Here is a 15,886-nt window from a genome sequence, read left to right as displayed (position 1 = left end):
ATAAGAAGTCCATTTTGGTAAAAACAATATAAGTCGCTACCAACTCAGTTTATTACTGAACAATAACGAAGCAGATAAGATACAAACAACACCACCTAAATCAGCATATCTGATTGCGGTTTGTGCTTGCTCTTGCACTTTAGGTTTTGCGTGATAGGCAATACCAAGACCAGCAGCTTCCATCATCACCAGATCATTAGCACCATCACCAACAGCAACCGTATTACTGATCTCTATGTCATATTTATCAGCAAGCTCAACTAAAATATGTGCCTTAGTCTCTGCACTGACAATCTCACCAAGAACCTTACCGGTAAGTTTGCCATCAACAATCTCCAGCTGATTCGATTGTGCATGCACAAGATTGAGTTCTTGTTTTAAATAATCAGAAAAATAAGTGAAGCCACCAGAGGCAATAGCCGGTTTCCAACCGTATTTATGCATGGTAGCAACCAACTCTCTGATTTCAGACATAAAAGGTAACTCTGATTTTACTTTAGCTAAAATAGCTTCATCAGCTCCGGCTAGAGTACCTACACGTTGAATCAGACTCTCTTTAAAATCTAATTCACCTTGCATTGCTCTTTCTGTTACTTCTGCAACTTGCTCACCAACACCCGCTAATTTCGCTATTTCATCAATACATTCGATTTCAATCGCCGTTGAATCCATATCAAATAAAATGATCCCTGGTTTTGATAGATCAGGAATATCTTTCATCTCTGCGTAATCTAAACCGAGCGCATCAACGATAATTTTATGCTCTTCTGTAAGCGCACCAGCTATAGCTGCAACTTCGTAATAACCAACTTTCCAAGTTTTAATTAGTTGCGTTTTATAACCGACAAAAAAATCAATATCATCAAAATGACGAGGTGATAATTGAGGACCGTAAATAATCCAACCTGTTTTTTTAACGTCGAATTGCGTCGTTGTTAAGGTTGAACTAAAACGATTTAATAATGGTATGTGTTTCTTTATTGAAAATGGGATTATCCTATCCATGATTTGCATCCTTTCTTGTCCTGTCTAAAAAATACCGATTGAAGAGGAGTAGAGCAAGAGGCAAATGACATAAACTGCTTTTTTTCGATAAATTCAGTATAATTACTGCATTCATATCTTATTAGGTGGTTGTAATGCTTTCTCAAAACTTTGTCATTAAAGGATTGATGCTGCTTTCTCTAATGGCATTCAGTTACTTTATTTTGATCAACAGTACGATCATCAGTGACAGTAACCAAGTTATTCAAAACAAACAATTACAAGATCTTAGCCGAACAATGACTCGACAAGCGGCCTTATTTGCCGTTGATAGTATTAAAGAAGATAACCATGAAGCATTATTCCAGTTAACGAATAACCTTGCTAAAGAGCGTTTAGTTTTTGATGCCACAATATATGACGCTGAAGGTAGAATCTTAGGAAAAAGTGATAATGCACTAACGGCTTCTCAAATTACTGGGTTAAATACGCCATTGTCTATTGATGGTATTGGTCGTCAGCAGTTGATTGAACCTATCATTAAAGATGACCATCTACTTGGCTTTTTACGTGTGACATTTGAAAAATCAACATTGACCGGCTTTGCAAATCACCACTATCGTAAAAGTGACCGTTTAATGTTTGGTATGCTCGCAATCAGTTTGGTTTCAGGGATGCTGATTATGGGGTTACTAAGAAAAAGAAAAGATGCTTCCAAACCAATCACCACATTGTTTGGTGGTAAAGCATAAAAAGAAAGGCGATGAAATTAACCTCATCGCCTTTTTCATTTCTAACGGTTTTCGTTATACGTGTTATTTGTCGCCAAGTAATACTGAATCTAATGCAATCAGCATCATTTCATCAAATGTCGTTGCACGCTCGTCAGATGTCGTTTGCTCACCTGTTTTAATGTGATCAGATACAGTACAAATTGCTAATGCTTTTGCACCGTATTCAGCAGCAACACCGTACATACCCGCAGCTTCCATCTCAACACCAACAATGCCGTATTTATCCATTAAATCAAACATGCTTGGATCTGGCGTATAGAAAAGTTCAGCAGAGAAAAGATTACCCACTTTTACATCAATACCACGAGCTTGCGCTGCTAGCTCTGCATTACGAACCATTTCATAATCAGCAATAGCCGCAAAGTCATGGTCTTTAAAGCGAATACGGTTCACTTTTGAATCTGTACATGCGCCCATACCAATAACGACGTCACGAACTTTAATGCCTTCGTTTACCGCACCACAACTACCTACACGGATAACTTTTTTAACGCCAAAGTCTTTAATCAGTTCTGTCATGTAAATTGAACATGAAGGGATCCCCATACCGTGGCCCATAACAGAAATCTTACGACCTTTATACGTACCAGTGAAACCGTACATATTACGAACATCACATACTTGAACTACATCATCAAGAAATGTCTCAGCAATGTATTTAGCTCGGATTGGGTCACCCGGCATAAGTACTACGTCTGCAAAATCACCCATTTCAGCATTAATATGTGGAGTTGCCATAATTTATATCCTTTGTGTTTACTTAAAATAGAAAAAAAGCAGTAGAGAAAGGCTCTACTGCTTATTTATTTTTATAGGAAAGATTTTCCATATTCCATATCAGAGGTTTCAAAATACTCTGCTAGAGTTTGACCGATATCGGCAAAGGTATCACGACGACCTAATGAGCCTGCTGGTACCTTATGACCGTAAACAAGAACAGGAATGTGCTCACGTGTATGATCTGTACCTGGCCATGTAGGATCACAACCGTGATCGGCAGTCAGGATCAAAATATCATCTTCTTGTAGCATATCCATGATTTCAGGAAGACGCCCATCAAAGTATTCTAATGCCGCAGCATAACCTGCTACATCACGGCGGTGACCGTATGCTGAATCAAAATCTACGAAGTTAGTGAATACGATAGTGTTGTCACCCGCTTGTTCAATCGCTTCTTTAGTTGCATCAAATAATGCAGGGATACCCGTTGCTTTGGTTTTCTTCGTAATACCGCAACCCGCATAGATATCAGAGATTTTACCAATCGAATGAACTTGACCACCCTTTTCATCGACTAATTTTTGTAAAATCGTTGCCGCTGGTGGCTCAACAGAAAGATCGCGACGGTTACCTGTACGTTCAAACTGACCTTTACCCGGACCAATAAATGGACGAGCGATCACTCGACCAATATTGTAATCTTCAAGCTCTTCACGTGCGATTTGGCAAAGCGTTAATAGGTTATCTAAACCAAACGTTTCTTCGTGACATGCAATTTGGAATACAGAATCAGCAGAAGTATAGAAAATAGGCATGCCTGTTTTCATGTGCTCTTCACCTAAATCATCTAGCACTTGTGTGCCCGATGCATGGCAATTTCCTAAGTAGCCAGGAAGATTCGCTCGCTCTAAAATGCGATCGGTTAGTTCTTTCGGGAAGCTATTTTCTTTATCCGTAAAATAGCCCCAATCAAATAAAACAGGTACACCTGCAATTTCCCAGTGGCCAGATGGTGTATCTTTACCTGAAGACAACTCAGCAGCATGACCATAAGCACCGATAATTTCAGCGTTTGCATCTAAACCAGCAGAAAATTTGCCAGTCGATTCTTTACCTGCCATCGCTAAACCAAGTTTAGATAAATTCGGAAGCGTTAGCGGTCCTTTACGGTTACCATTATCTGCTAATCCTTTATCACACTGCTCTGCAATGTGGCCCATCGTATCTGAGCCTACATCACCGAATTTATCAGCATCGCCTGCTGCACCAATTCCAAATGAATCGAGTACTAAAATTATTGCACGTTTCATGTTTTATTCCTTACACATCTTCAGGGCGAATTTTACGGTAAACTTCAGGAGTCGCTTCTGGTTGTTTCTCACTAATCACAATCGCTGCTTTTACTGCATTAGCAGCTTGTTGCCATTGCTCTTCATTACGAGCATGAATCATTGCAAGTGGTTGTTGATTATCCGCAGTTTGACCTAAACGAATCATATCGCTTAACCCTACAGCATAATCAATCGTATCGCTAGCAACACGGCGACCACCGCCCATTCCTACAACAGCCATGCCTAAATCACGTGTATCCATTGCATGAACAAAACCCGTTGTATCAGCAAAAACAGGTTTAATAATTTGCGCGCTTTCTAAATGATTATCGTAGTTTTCAATAATATCGCTAGGGCCACCAAGACCAAAGACCATTTTACCAAAACACTCTGCAGCTTTACCGTTATCTAATACTGTTTGTAATTTAACACGAGCGTCTTGGTCATCTTTTGCTAAGTTAGCAATCACTAGCATTTCAGCACACAGTGCCATTGTTACTTCATATAAACGAGGGTTACGGTATTCACCAGTTAAGAAACGAATCGCTTCACGAACTTCTAATGCGTTACCTGCTGTTGAAGCTAGTACTTGGTTCATATCAGTAAGCAATGCTGTCGTCTTAGTACCAGCACCATTTGCTACCGCTACGATTGATTTAGCTAACTCTTCTGATGCTTCGTAAGTTGGCATAAATGCGCCAGAACCTACTTTTACGTCCATAACAAGAGAATCTAAACCAGCCGCTAATTTCTTAGATAAAATAGACGCCGTGATTAATGAAATATTATCCACTGTAGCCGTCACATCACGAGTAGCATAAACACGCTTATCCGCCGGTGCTAGGTCTCCAGTCTGACCAATAATAGCAACACCCGCTTCTTTGGTTACTTTTCCAAATACATCGTTACTCGGAGTAATGTTGTAACCCGCAATAGATTCTAGTTTGTCTAACGTGCCACCTGTATGACCTAGACCACGACCAGAAATCATTGGTACATAACCACCACATGCGGCAACCATAGGGCCAAGCATTAATGAAGTTACATCACCAACACCACCTGTTGAATGTTTATCAACAATTGGGCCATCAAAGTTCATGTGGCTCCAATCGATAACCATACCAGAATCACGCATAGCACAAGTCAATGCGATACGTTCAGGCATCGTCATTTCATTAAAATATACCGCCATTGCAAACGCTGCAATTTGCCCTTCTGAAACGGTTTCTTTTGCTACGCCTTGAATAAAGAAGTTAATTTCTTCTGCTGTTAACTCTTTATTGTCACGTTTTTTGCGAATAATCTCTTGTGGTAGATACATTAGTGCCTCCCCAATCTTGGTTGGGTAATTAAAATAGGTAGGGTTGAGGTAGGTGAGACGAGTATATCTCACCTAAGTCGATTTATTTCTTAGCTATAAATCAAGTAACGAGAAACTAGTAAGCTGATGGATCAGCCGTTTCTTCTGTTACTTCTAATGTATTTAATAGGTTAGTCAGTAGGCTTGATGCACCAAAACGGTAGTGCATGTTATCAGCCCAATCGCCACCAAGAATATCATCAGCCATCGCTAGGTATGCTTGTGCATCTTCAGCAGTACGAACGCCGCCAGCAGGTTTAAAACCAACTGTTTTCGCTACATCCATATCACGGATAACTTCAAGCATCATACGAGCATATTCAGGTGTAGCATTTACTGGCACTTTACCTGTTGAGGTTTTAATAAAGTTAGCACCTGCTTCAATACAGATTTGAGATGCTTTTTTGATTAATGCTTCTTCTTTTAATTCACCAGTTTCGATGATTACTTTAAGAAGAACATCACCACATGCTTCTTTACATTGCTTAACCAGTTCAAAACCTGTTGTTTCATCACCAGCAATAAGAGCGCGGTATGGGAAAACCACATCAACTTCATCTGCGCCATAAGCAACCGCTGCTTTTGTTTCAGCAACAGCAATCTCAATATCATCATTACCGTGAGGGAAGTTAGTTACTGTTGCAATGCGTACTTCTGGTGTGCCTTGTTCGCGCAGCGTTTTCTTAGCGATAGGGATAAAACGAGGGTAGATACATACAGCCGCTGTATTACCTACTGCTGTTTTTGCATTTTTACAAAGTGCAATTACCGCTTCGTCTGTATCGTTATCGTTTAGTGTTGTTAAATCCATCAACTTTAATGCACGTAGTGCAGCTGCTTTTAAATCGCTCATTGTTATCTCCGATAGATAGAATTCTTTGATAGTTTTGCTGTTCAGGTTAAGTACGTTCAACAGCAAATGAGCGGACTTGATTCCTTGAAGAATTGGGCAATATATTAAGCCCAATCAATATCCATTTTGCCGCCAGTATTTATTCCATTTTCTAATAAATAAAATACTGATTTTGTTAACGTCTCATCATGAGACACCGTTGAAACATTGCTTCATCTTATCAATACTTCTTTTGAGGCACTAGAGAAACAATGTTTCCAGAGAAAGACACTGAGATTATGAAAAGAAACGTTCAACAATCCATTGATAACCTACTGCACCAGCGTAAACGCCGACAATTCCCATCACACCAGAAAGAACTGGAGGTGCAGGAATAGGCAGTTTAATTGCAGAGAAAACAACTCCAACAATCAAACCTGCGAACATAGATAGTAAAACTTCATTCATAATTGACTCTCATTTTTAGGTTATGTGTGCTTTAACTATAGTGTAGACCATAGCTCGTTTTTTTAACCTAGCTGTTCTTCTCTCTTTTATTATGGATTCATTATATCAATATAATTTTGCTTGATTGTTTTTGTGTGATAACGCAATCGGTTTGCATCTCAAACTTTTTGCATAAAAAAATGTGAGTTTAACGCATTTATTCATCACACTTTTTTATGAGCAATAGACATAAAAAAACCCGCACATAATGCGGGTTTTATAATGATTATCTGTTCTGCTCTATACGATTATAGAGATAGGAATAGACCTGCAATTGTTGCTGACATTAAGTTTGATAATGTACCAGCAGCAACCGCTTTCATACCCATGCGAGCGATGTCGTGACGACGTGCTGGTGCAAGGCTACCTAGACCACCAAGTAGAATCGCTACAGAAGAAAGGTTTGCGAAACCACATAGTGCGAATGAGATGATTGCTTCTGTTTTCTCAGAAAGAACCACTTCTGCGCCATCAGCTAGGTAAGGTGCAAAGTTTAGGTATGCAACGAATTCGTTAACTACCAGTTTTTGACCAAGGAATGAACCTGCGATTGTTGCTTCTTCCCATGGAACACCGATTAAGAATGCTAAAGGAGCACAGATGTAACCAAGAATCAGTTCTAGAGTGATATGAGGCATATCGAACCAACCACCGATACCACCTAAGATACCATTGATTAGAGCGATTAAACCGATGAACGCAAGAAGCATTGCACCTACGTTTAACGCAAGTTGCATACCCGTTGCAGCACCTGCAGCAGCAGCATCGATTACGTTAGCTGGTTTGTCATCGCCTTCGTTATCTAGAGCATCTAGTTGTTCAATTGGTTGTTCTGTTTCTGGCTTGATGATTTTAGCAAATAGAAGACCACCAGGTGCAGCCATGAATGATGCTGCGATTAGGTACTCTAGAGGCACGCCCATAGAAGCATAACCAGCTAGTACACCACCAGCAACAGATGCTAGACCACCACACATTACTGCAAATAGCTCAGATTGAGTCATTTTAGGAACAAACGGACGCACAACTAGAGGCGCTTCTGTTTGACCAACAAAGATGTTAGCTGTAGCAGATAGTGATTCTGCACGAGATGTGCCAAGTGCTTTCTGCAATGCACCACCTAGGAAGTTAATCACGATTTGCATGATGCCTAGGTAATAAAGAACAGCAGTTAAAGAAGCAAAGAATACGATTACAGGAAGTACACGTAGTGCGAATACGAAACCGCCGCCACCAAATAAACCACCGAATAAGAATTCGATACCTTGGTTACCGTAGTTAATTACGTTAGCAACAGCTTCCGATGCACCATAAAGTACATCACGACCCACAGGTACATAAAGTACAAATGCGCCTAAGAAGAATTGGATAGCAAAAGCGCCACCGACAGTGCGTAGATTGATTGCTTTACGGTTATCAGAAAGAAGTACAGCTATACCTAGCAGTACCACGATCCCAACCAAACTCATTAGCAGGCTCATAGTTAAAGTTTTCCCTAAATTTATTGTTGGCGTGTTTCAAATTAGCGGGGGCGATTATACTCATTGAACCACAAAGAAAGTAATGCTGTTGTCACATAATCGTGGCTGATACATGCTTTACTCATTCATAATTGTGATCATTATCACTAAGGTGTTTCTAAATAATCATCAATTACAACTAAAGAAATGACTGGTAACTCAAATCCCAAACAAAGAGGTGGTATTTTTATAAACAGTTTCCGAAATCGTTTGCATTGATTCTTTTCTAATCAAAGACAAATATTCGAATATATTTTGTACTTTATCCGGAGTATTTTTTTCGCCTTGAAAGCCAAATACTGCCATGTCTGGCGCATCGGTTTCTAATAAAATTTTATCTAAAGGCAGCTGTGAAATGACCATTTTGGTCTTCTTAGCTCTTTCGTAACTGATCACGCCACCAACACCAATATAGAAACCTAATTCAATAAATTGATTAGCCTGCTGCAAGCTACCACTGAAACCATGAATCACACCACCTCTCTCTGGCCGAATTTCTCTCAACAGCTTTAATACCATATCGTGGCTTTTACGACTGTGAATGATCAAAGGAAGTTGATGCTTTTTTGCCAATAAACACTGTTGACGAAAAACAGAGAGCTGTGTTTCCTTATCACTTTCTTGATGCCAGAAATCCAATCCACACTCGCCAATCGCTACACATTTTTTATTTTTTCCATCAAGTAACTTCCCTAAGTTTTCTAACTCCCTTTCATAGCTTGGAGTAATAAATAGTGGATGAATACCTAATGCGTAGTAAATCTCATCAAATTGATGTGCCAACGCACTAACTTGATTCCAGTTTGATTGATTCACACTGGGTACAACGAGCGTTGTAACGCCTTTATCCTTTGCCATTTGTAAGTAGGACACTTCATTATTTTTAAAAGGAGCAAAATCAAAATGACAATGTGAATCAATGAACGTAAAAGTCATTACTCTTCTTCTTTTTTATAAGGAACACAACTGCGCTTGTTTTCTGGTGTTAAGCCTAATGACTCACACCATGCATCATACTTTCGTATCCATAATTTAATTAACTTTAACATTCATGCTTCCTTTTTATCTAACGTATCAATGAATAATACGAACCTGAATGAGTAGATGGATATAAGTGCATTGGTATTACTATAGATACAAAAACGGAGTCCGTTAAGACCCCGTTTTTATTTATTTGATAAGCAACTGATTAATTAGTGCTCACGCGTCGCTCTAAATTGAACATCTGGGAAACGCTCAGAAGCAAGATTTAGATTCACCATTGTCGGTGCGATGTAAGTTAGGTTGTCACCACCATCAAGCGCCAAGTTAGCTTGGTTCTTACGTTGGAACTCATCCATTTTCTTACCATCAGCACAATCAACCCAACGAGCTGTTGCAACGCTCACGCCTTCATAAATCGCTTCAACGTTATATTCTGCTTTAAGACGAGCTACAACCACGTCAAACTGAAGCACACCAACGGCACCAACAATAAGGTCATTGTTTTGAAGTGGACGGAATACTTGTACCGCACCTTCTTCAGATAATTGAACTAGACCTTTAAGTAGTTGTTTTTGCTTCAGAGGATCTTTCAGACGAATACGACGGAACAATTCTGGTGCAAAGTTAGGAATACCTGAGAACTTCAAGCTTTCACCTTGAGTAAAGGTATCACCAATTTGAATGGTACCATGGTTATGTAAACCGATAATATCACCAGCATAAGCCGTTTCAGCACGTGAACGGTCACCAGCCATAAAGGTTACTGCATCAGAAATACTGACGTTTTTACCTGTACGAACATGGTTCATCTTCATGCCTTGTGTGTATGTACCAGATACAATACGCATAAAGGCAATACGGTCACGGTGTTTAGGATCCATGTTTGCTTGGATCTTAAAGACAAAACCAGAGAACTTATCTTCTGTAGCTACAACATCACGCTCATTTGCTTGACGTGTTTGTGGCGCAGGAGCCCAGTCAGTAAGACCTTCTAGCATATGGTCAACACCGAAGTTACCAAGAGCAGTACCGAAGTACACAGGTGTCAATTCACCAGCAAGGAAAAGCTCATGATCAAACTCAGGACATGCACCCATAACAAGTTCTAGTTCTTCACGAACACTTTCAGCCAAATCAGAACCAACTGCAGCATCCAGTTCAGGGTTATCAAGACCTTTGATCGTACGTACTTCTTGGATCTCATGACCATGACCTGATTCATATAAAATCGTTTCGTCACGGTGAATATGGTAAACACCTTTAAATTCTTTACCACAACCAATAGGCCATGAAATAGGAGCACAAGCCATACCTAGCTCGCTTTCTACTTCATCAAGCACTTCCATTGGGTCACGTACTTCACGGTCTAATTTGTTCATGAAGGTTACGATTGGCGTATCACGTAAACGCGTAACTTCCATTAATTTACGAGTACGATCTTCGACACCTTTTGCTGCATCAATAACCATTAAGCATGAGTCAACAGCAGTTAGTGTACGATAAGTATCTTCCGAGAAATCTTCGTGTCCAGGAGTATCAAGTAAGTTAACCAAACAATCGTTGAATGGAAATTGCATTACTGACGTAGTAACAGAGATACCACGTTCTTTTTCCATTTCCATCCAGTCTGATTTTGCGTGCTGGTTTGAACCACGACCTTTTACGGTACCCGCTTTTTGAATCGCGTTTCCGAATAATAATACTTTTTCAGTAATGGTTGTTTTACCCGCATCCGGGTGAGAAATGATGGCAAACGTTCTGCGTTTACCCACTTCTTGTAAAAAAGACATAAGCGTTGATAATCCTGTAAGATTTCAGAAAGGATAGAACATGTAATAATTAGGCGAGATTATACGCAAACTCGCCTCTTATCTAAAGTAAGGAATTTAGAAAAATATAAAGCTCATAATAATAGCGTCTTCTTTGCCATTATTTGTTGGGTAATAATCATGACGGCGAGTCACTTCATTAAACCCTTCAGACTCATATAGTGAGATAGCTTTAGTATTACTTTCACGCACTTCGAGCCATGCTGATTCAGCTTTTTGCTCCATACACATATCAATAAAAAATTCAGTTAACTTACGTCCGAACCCTTTACCTTGATGAGCAGGATCTATCGCAATATTCAATAAAGTCACTTCGCCGACAACATTTTGAGCATAAAAGTAACCCACGACTTGCTCATCAACTAACATGACTCGATGCTGAGCACAGCGACTATCAAGCTCTCTGATCATAGATTCAGCCCAAGGATGTGAATGAGCAGCTCTTTCTATTCGCCAAATATCATCTAAATGAGATTCAGAAATTGTTTGAATTTTAATTGTCATAAGAACAAATTTGTCGCCATAAATCACGTCGTGATTGAGTATTAGAATGCATCTCTGACAATAAAGGAGAGGTTAATATTTTAACGCCTTCTAGCTCTGTGGTTGATACCCCAGAGAACCAGCACCAATCTAAATGATGCTCACCAATATATTCTAATGACTCAGAGGAAAGAAATAACGCCTGCTCAGGCGACAGCTTCATACTCGCAAGCACTTTTCCAAATAGAAAAGCATCACGTTCTGTCGGTATAGCAGGAGCTACAAATAATAACTGACAAGTTTCAGGTAACGATAATGTTGTGTTTTCTAATGCTGGAAAATAGCTTGTCTGACGAACCTGCCAAACTGAAATATCCATCTCATTTAAAAACTGTAGTGCTTGTTGGGGCATATCATTCACCTGCTTATCTAAGGTGGAGAATCTTATCAATATTCTAGATTTGATGCTACTTATACACACTAGGAACACACACTCATCATTACTGAGCAACGCCACTTTGTCTCAAATGTTATACACAGTGACATTTTAACCTACTCCTGACTTTGCATGTATTTTGATTCAATACTTTAGCCCCTCATTTTTGTATTAAGACTATGGCTAATGAAAAAACAATTAATTACTACTACCGCTTTCTCCTCTTTTCTTTCAATGATTGCTCTTGTTTTACTTATTAATGCTGTATCAATAAATACTGTTTATGCGAAAGATAAAGATGATTGGATACTGATTGGCGATAAAACGGTTAACTTTGAGCAAGAGGAAGATAAAGTAGAGCCCCTGCCTTTTCTTAGTGAGCGTAAATTTTCCAAGATAAAAATCAAATGTGTGCAAGGTACTGTCAGCATAAAAAATATGAAAGTAACCATGACTGATGGCTCAACTAAACAATTAAAAACCATGGGTACATTAACAAAGGGAATGAGTTCTCGAACTTATAAATTACCAGGAACGGATAAATCCAAATTTGATTTTCTGGAATTACAATATAAAAGTTGGGGAAACCTGACATTAAATGCTGCGGGAGTGGTGAAAAAAGCCAAGGTGGAAGTATGGGGATTAAAGCGCTAACTGCCAATAAAAATAGAATGCTCATAGCAAGACGAGCATTCTTTTCGTCTATTTATAATAAATCAAATTCAGGACAGTACTCGATTAACCCTGATTTCCCTTCAATAAACTCAGAAGAACAGGCTTTAATCATAAAAGCACCTTCAGGAACTTCCCATTTAGAGTGCATATCGTAATTCGTCGCTGATTCAAAACCAAAACGTTGATAGTAATTAGGATCACCTAATACGACAGCAACGGGATACCCCAGTTCAGTCAGCATCTCTAGGCCTTCTTTTACTAATTCCTCAGCAATACCTTGTTTTTGATGCTCCTTTTTCACACATAAAGGAGCTAATCCTTGCCAGTTTAAATCGTCACCATTAAGGGTAACTGGACTAAATAAGCAATGACCAATCACTTCACCATCATCACTACATGCAACTAATGCAAGTGTTAAATGACTGTTTTCACGCAAAGACATCACTAATTTCGCTTCTGCTTCAGTATCAAATGCAGTGCGAACTAAACGGTCAACCGTCAGAATATCAGCTGGAGCTTCAGTTCTAATAAGCATTCATGGTCTCTTTAACTTCTGGTTTCTGCAAACCTTGCTGTACAAAGTTCGCCAACGTCATTAATGCTTGATTTAATGGTTTTGGTAACGAATCAAGATCAACGCTATCCATTAAGTTTTTCACTTCCAAACCAAGCTCTGTATCGCCTTCAATTTTTAGGCGACGTTGAAAAAACAAAGTATCAGGATCTTCTTTTCGGCCTGCAATTAAAATCAAATCATTTAACTGCCCACTGAAACTCACATCATCATTCTCTGTTTTATTTGAGACTACCAGTTTTTCATCTTGATAGCTGATAAACCATTCTAATTCGAGATCAAGAATCGAAACTTTAAGCCATTTATCTTCTAAAAACTCAAAATCACCATCTTCAAGTGCTTCATGAAAAACTTGTTTTAATCCTTCGAGTAACATCTTCTGTTGGATTGAAACAGGAACTAACTTTGCAGGAGTTTTTAAAACAGAGGCCGCATTTTCTACTAATTTCGAACGAATTTGATTAATCACACTTAATTTCCATAACATTTGGTCGATAACTAGGGGCAAGTATAAATTGATAGAGTGATATCTAACCTGTTTATTATCAAAAAAAGCACTTATTACGATTAAAGGTAGAAAATAGGGATTCTTTCAATGTATATTTTACTGTTCGTCTTATAAATAAACATTATATTTCTGGAAGTTATTGGTCTTCTTTACTAAAGCGGTAACACTATGTCTCTCTCTCAAATACAACATTGGCTTCCTTTGCTTACAGATAACAGTCCATTTCTGTTTGCTATTTTGGACAAAGACCATAAATACATAACAGTAAACAACCGTTACTGTGAACTTAGTGGGTTAAACCGTGAATCTCTTTGTGGCCGAAGCGATTCTGAAATTTTAGGTAAACATTTTTACTCATCATTAAAAGCCTATTACGACCGAGCCTTAAACGGTGAAAAAATTGAAGCTGAAATTACGCTAGATGACCATCGTTTTGATACCAGCCTACATTTTAGTCTCTTCCCTATTCATGAAGAAGATACCACTTATATTGTATTTCACGCTGTCGACACCTCAGAACGCCAACAACTTCTCAACTCTCTAAAAGAAAGCGAATCTAAGTATCACAAACTCACAGAGCTATTAAGTGACTCCGTCTTTTTAATTGAAGGAGATATCATTGTCTCTGCTAACGGAGCGTCAGCTAAAATGCTTGGGTTCAACAACCCAACTGAGTTTATTGGCGAAAGTATTGAGCAACTTTTACACTCCCCTTCTCGCACTCAATGCTTATCAGAGTTAATTTCAAACTTACCTTCTGAACAACAATTAACAGTAAGAACTACCGCTAATTGCTCTCTGCGTGCCGAATTAATATTAACGGTTGAAGAAACTCACATATTAGGAAGTCCAGCTCACCTTGTTATTTTAAAAGAAAACAAGAAGCAAATTGCAATGAGCAACCATATTGCCGCTTCTCAAGTGGATCTATTAACTGGGATTTACAACCGCCACGGCTTTACCCATGTTATAGAGAAAATGATTAAAGAAGATATTCCTTTTTTCATGCTCTATTTAGACATCGATAACTTTAAAAATATTAATGATTCACTTGGGCATCATATTGGGGATCGCGTCTTAAAAGAGATCTCCAATCGCTTACAGAAACTATTACCAAAACACGCCGTCGTCGGTCATTTAGGTGGGGATGAATTTGGAATACTGTTTCCAAAGCCTGAGCATAACCAAGTTCTTGAGCAATTATCTGAAAAGATCATCAATTTAATCAATCAACCATTCGATCTTGTTCACTTCTCAAAACGCCTTGCTTGCTCCATTGGTAGTGTTCAATATCCAGCTGACGGCAGTGATGCTCGCAGTTTATTGCAAAATGCTGACACCGCCATGTATGAAGCAAAAGATCGAGGTAGAAACCGTTTAATTAAATTTCATGATCAAATGAACAAAGAAGCACGCATGCGTCTTTGGTTAGAGATCGAATTACAAAAAGCACTTCAAAATAATGGACTTGAAGTGTGGTACCAACCAAAAGTAAGTGCTCGTGATTTTAGAATTAATGGAGCAGAAGCCTTAGTTCGATGGAAGCACCCTGTTGAAGGTTACATCAGTCCAGCTCGCTTCATCCCTGTTGCTGAGCGATCTGGTTTAATTGAAACCTTAGGCAAAGTCGTGATGCGCGAGGTTTTCCAAACCGTTAAAGAATGGAAGAATCAAGGGATCTTACCTGGTCGTATTGCAATTAACTTGTCACCAGAGCAATTTGGTAATCCTCAATTAATTGAATATATGGAGCGACTTCTTAAGACCACACAGGTTGATCCTAACTGCATCACGTTAGAATTAACGGAAAGTGCAGTAATGAGTGATGGCGAACATGCTATTCAAATGTTGGATGCAATAAAAAAGCTTGGCTTTACTTTATCGATTGATGACTTTGGTACCGGATACTCTTCTTTAGCTTATCTAGCACGCTTCCCATTAGATGAGTTAAAAATCGATCGCGGGTTTATTAATGAAATAGACACATTACCCAAGCAAATTACGATCATAGAAAACGTAATTAATTTAGGTAAAAATTTAAACATGGATATCGTTGCTGAAGGGGTCGAAACAAGACAACAAGCGATGCTATTATCAAGCTTAAATTGTGATTCCATTCAAGGATTCCATTTCTACAAACCTCAACCAAAACATGAGATTGAAGCGTTATTAGTACAAAACAAACGCGCTAGATAAATAGAAATAATCGAACTTAATACCTAGATAAAACCCACCACTTTCTAGGTATTACAGTCGATTATAAATTTAAAAAGAGCAAAAACTCAGGTTGAACCTCAATCTATCTCAAGTCTTTATTTAAAACACAAAACAACTAAAAACCTGCCTTAT

16 protein-coding genes are annotated in these 15,886 nt (G+C 38.8%); 3 read left to right on the top strand and 13 right to left on the bottom strand.

Annotated features, from left to right (window positions below):
* Positions 1-36: 36 nt before the first annotated feature.
* The gene (gene serB / locus AVFI_RS02650) at positions 37-1,005 is read right to left on the bottom strand and encodes a phosphoserine phosphatase (protein WP_065597943.1); all 969 of its coding nucleotides are present in this window, start codon (positions 1,003-1,005) and stop codon (positions 37-39) included.
* A gap of 134 nt (positions 1,006-1,139) precedes the next feature.
* Here serB and AVFI_RS02645 point away from each other — a divergent pair, with 134 nt between their 5' ends.
* Complete coding sequence (locus AVFI_RS02645; protein WP_005417713.1) at positions 1,140-1,736, top strand: YtjB family periplasmic protein; 597 nt, start codon at positions 1,140-1,142, stop codon at positions 1,734-1,736.
* Positions 1,737-1,799: 63 nt separating this feature from the next.
* Here the strand turns inward: AVFI_RS02645 and deoD are convergent, their stop codons facing one another.
* The 10 genes from deoD to AVFI_RS02590 all read right to left on the bottom strand — a co-directional run bounded on the left by deoD (position 1,800) and on the right by AVFI_RS02590 (position 11,756).
* Positions 1,800-2,516, bottom strand: a complete 717-nt coding sequence (gene deoD / locus AVFI_RS02640; protein ID WP_005417712.1) for a purine-nucleoside phosphorylase — start codon at positions 2,514-2,516, stop codon at positions 1,800-1,802.
* A 71-nt stretch (positions 2,517-2,587) separates the two neighbouring features.
* Positions 2,588-3,808 carry a phosphopentomutase gene (locus AVFI_RS02635; protein WP_005417711.1) on the bottom strand — a complete coding sequence of 407 codons (1,221 nt, stop codon included), beginning with the start codon at positions 3,806-3,808 and terminating at the stop codon, positions 2,588-2,590.
* Positions 3,809-3,818: 10 nt separating this feature from the next.
* Positions 3,819-5,150, bottom strand: coding sequence for a thymidine phosphorylase (gene deoA, locus AVFI_RS02630; protein WP_188863831.1), 1,332 nt, complete (start codon positions 5,148-5,150; stop codon positions 3,819-3,821).
* Positions 5,151-5,265: 115 nt separating this feature from the next.
* A complete protein-coding gene (deoC, locus tag AVFI_RS02625; protein WP_005417709.1) occupies positions 5,266-6,042 on the bottom strand; it encodes a deoxyribose-phosphate aldolase in 777 nt (258 codons plus the stop codon).
* A 276-nt stretch (positions 6,043-6,318) separates the two neighbouring features.
* On the bottom strand, positions 6,319-6,489 hold the full coding sequence (locus tag AVFI_RS02620) for a XapX domain-containing protein (protein WP_005417708.1): 171 nt from the start codon (positions 6,487-6,489) through the stop codon (positions 6,319-6,321).
* Between the two features lie 287 nt (positions 6,490-6,776).
* A complete protein-coding gene (locus AVFI_RS02615) occupies positions 6,777-8,009 on the bottom strand; it encodes a NupC/NupG family nucleoside CNT transporter (RefSeq protein WP_252653953.1) in 1,233 nt (410 codons plus the stop codon).
* A gap of 198 nt (positions 8,010-8,207) precedes the next feature.
* Positions 8,208-8,984 carry a TatD family hydrolase gene (locus AVFI_RS02610; RefSeq protein ID WP_054776059.1) on the bottom strand — a complete coding sequence of 259 codons (777 nt, stop codon included), beginning with the start codon at positions 8,982-8,984 and terminating at the stop codon, positions 8,208-8,210.
* Between the two features lie 257 nt (positions 8,985-9,241).
* On the bottom strand, positions 9,242-10,822 hold the full coding sequence (prfC, locus tag AVFI_RS02600; RefSeq protein WP_065596578.1) for a peptide chain release factor 3: 1,581 nt from the start codon (positions 10,820-10,822) through the stop codon (positions 9,242-9,244).
* A 96-nt stretch (positions 10,823-10,918) separates the two neighbouring features.
* Complete coding sequence (gene rimI / locus AVFI_RS02595) at positions 10,919-11,365, bottom strand: ribosomal protein S18-alanine N-acetyltransferase (RefSeq protein ID WP_155662248.1); 447 nt, start codon at positions 11,363-11,365, stop codon at positions 10,919-10,921.
* Positions 11,355-11,756: a DNA polymerase III subunit psi gene (locus tag AVFI_RS02590; RefSeq protein WP_005417701.1), complete on the bottom strand. Its 402-nt coding sequence runs from the start codon at positions 11,754-11,756 to the stop codon at positions 11,355-11,357. The genes rimI and AVFI_RS02590 overlap by 11 nt, the downstream gene beginning before the upstream one ends.
* A gap of 210 nt (positions 11,757-11,966) precedes the next feature.
* Here AVFI_RS02590 and AVFI_RS02585 point away from each other — a divergent pair, with 210 nt between their 5' ends.
* Complete coding sequence (locus tag AVFI_RS02585; protein ID WP_155662250.1) at positions 11,967-12,434, top strand: hypothetical protein; 468 nt, start codon at positions 11,967-11,969, stop codon at positions 12,432-12,434.
* A gap of 52 nt (positions 12,435-12,486) precedes the next feature.
* On the opposite strand, the gene AVFI_RS02580 is transcribed toward AVFI_RS02585, so the two are convergent.
* Both AVFI_RS02580 and ubiT read right to left on the bottom strand, forming a co-directional pair.
* Positions 12,487-12,990, bottom strand: coding sequence for a GNAT family N-acetyltransferase (locus AVFI_RS02580; RefSeq protein ID WP_054776058.1), 504 nt, complete (start codon positions 12,988-12,990; stop codon positions 12,487-12,489).
* A complete protein-coding gene (gene ubiT, locus AVFI_RS02575) occupies positions 12,980-13,498 on the bottom strand; it encodes a ubiquinone anaerobic biosynthesis accessory factor UbiT (RefSeq protein ID WP_005417693.1) in 519 nt (172 codons plus the stop codon). Before ubiT ends, AVFI_RS02580 begins: the two co-directional genes overlap by 11 nt.
* Before the next feature lie 207 nt (positions 13,499-13,705).
* On the opposite strand from ubiT, the gene AVFI_RS02570 reads away from it, so the two are divergent.
* On the top strand, positions 13,706-15,733 hold the full coding sequence (locus AVFI_RS02570) for a sensor domain-containing protein (RefSeq protein WP_012533463.1): 2,028 nt from the start codon (positions 13,706-13,708) through the stop codon (positions 15,731-15,733).
* Positions 15,734-15,886 lie beyond the last annotated feature (153 nt).

The sequence above is a fragment of the Aliivibrio fischeri ATCC 7744 = JCM 18803 = DSM 507 genome (assembly GCF_023983475.1).
GTDB classification, from domain to species: Bacteria; Pseudomonadota; Gammaproteobacteria; order Enterobacterales; family Vibrionaceae; genus Aliivibrio; species Aliivibrio fischeri.
This window is presented reverse-complemented; position numbering and strand designations above follow the sequence as displayed.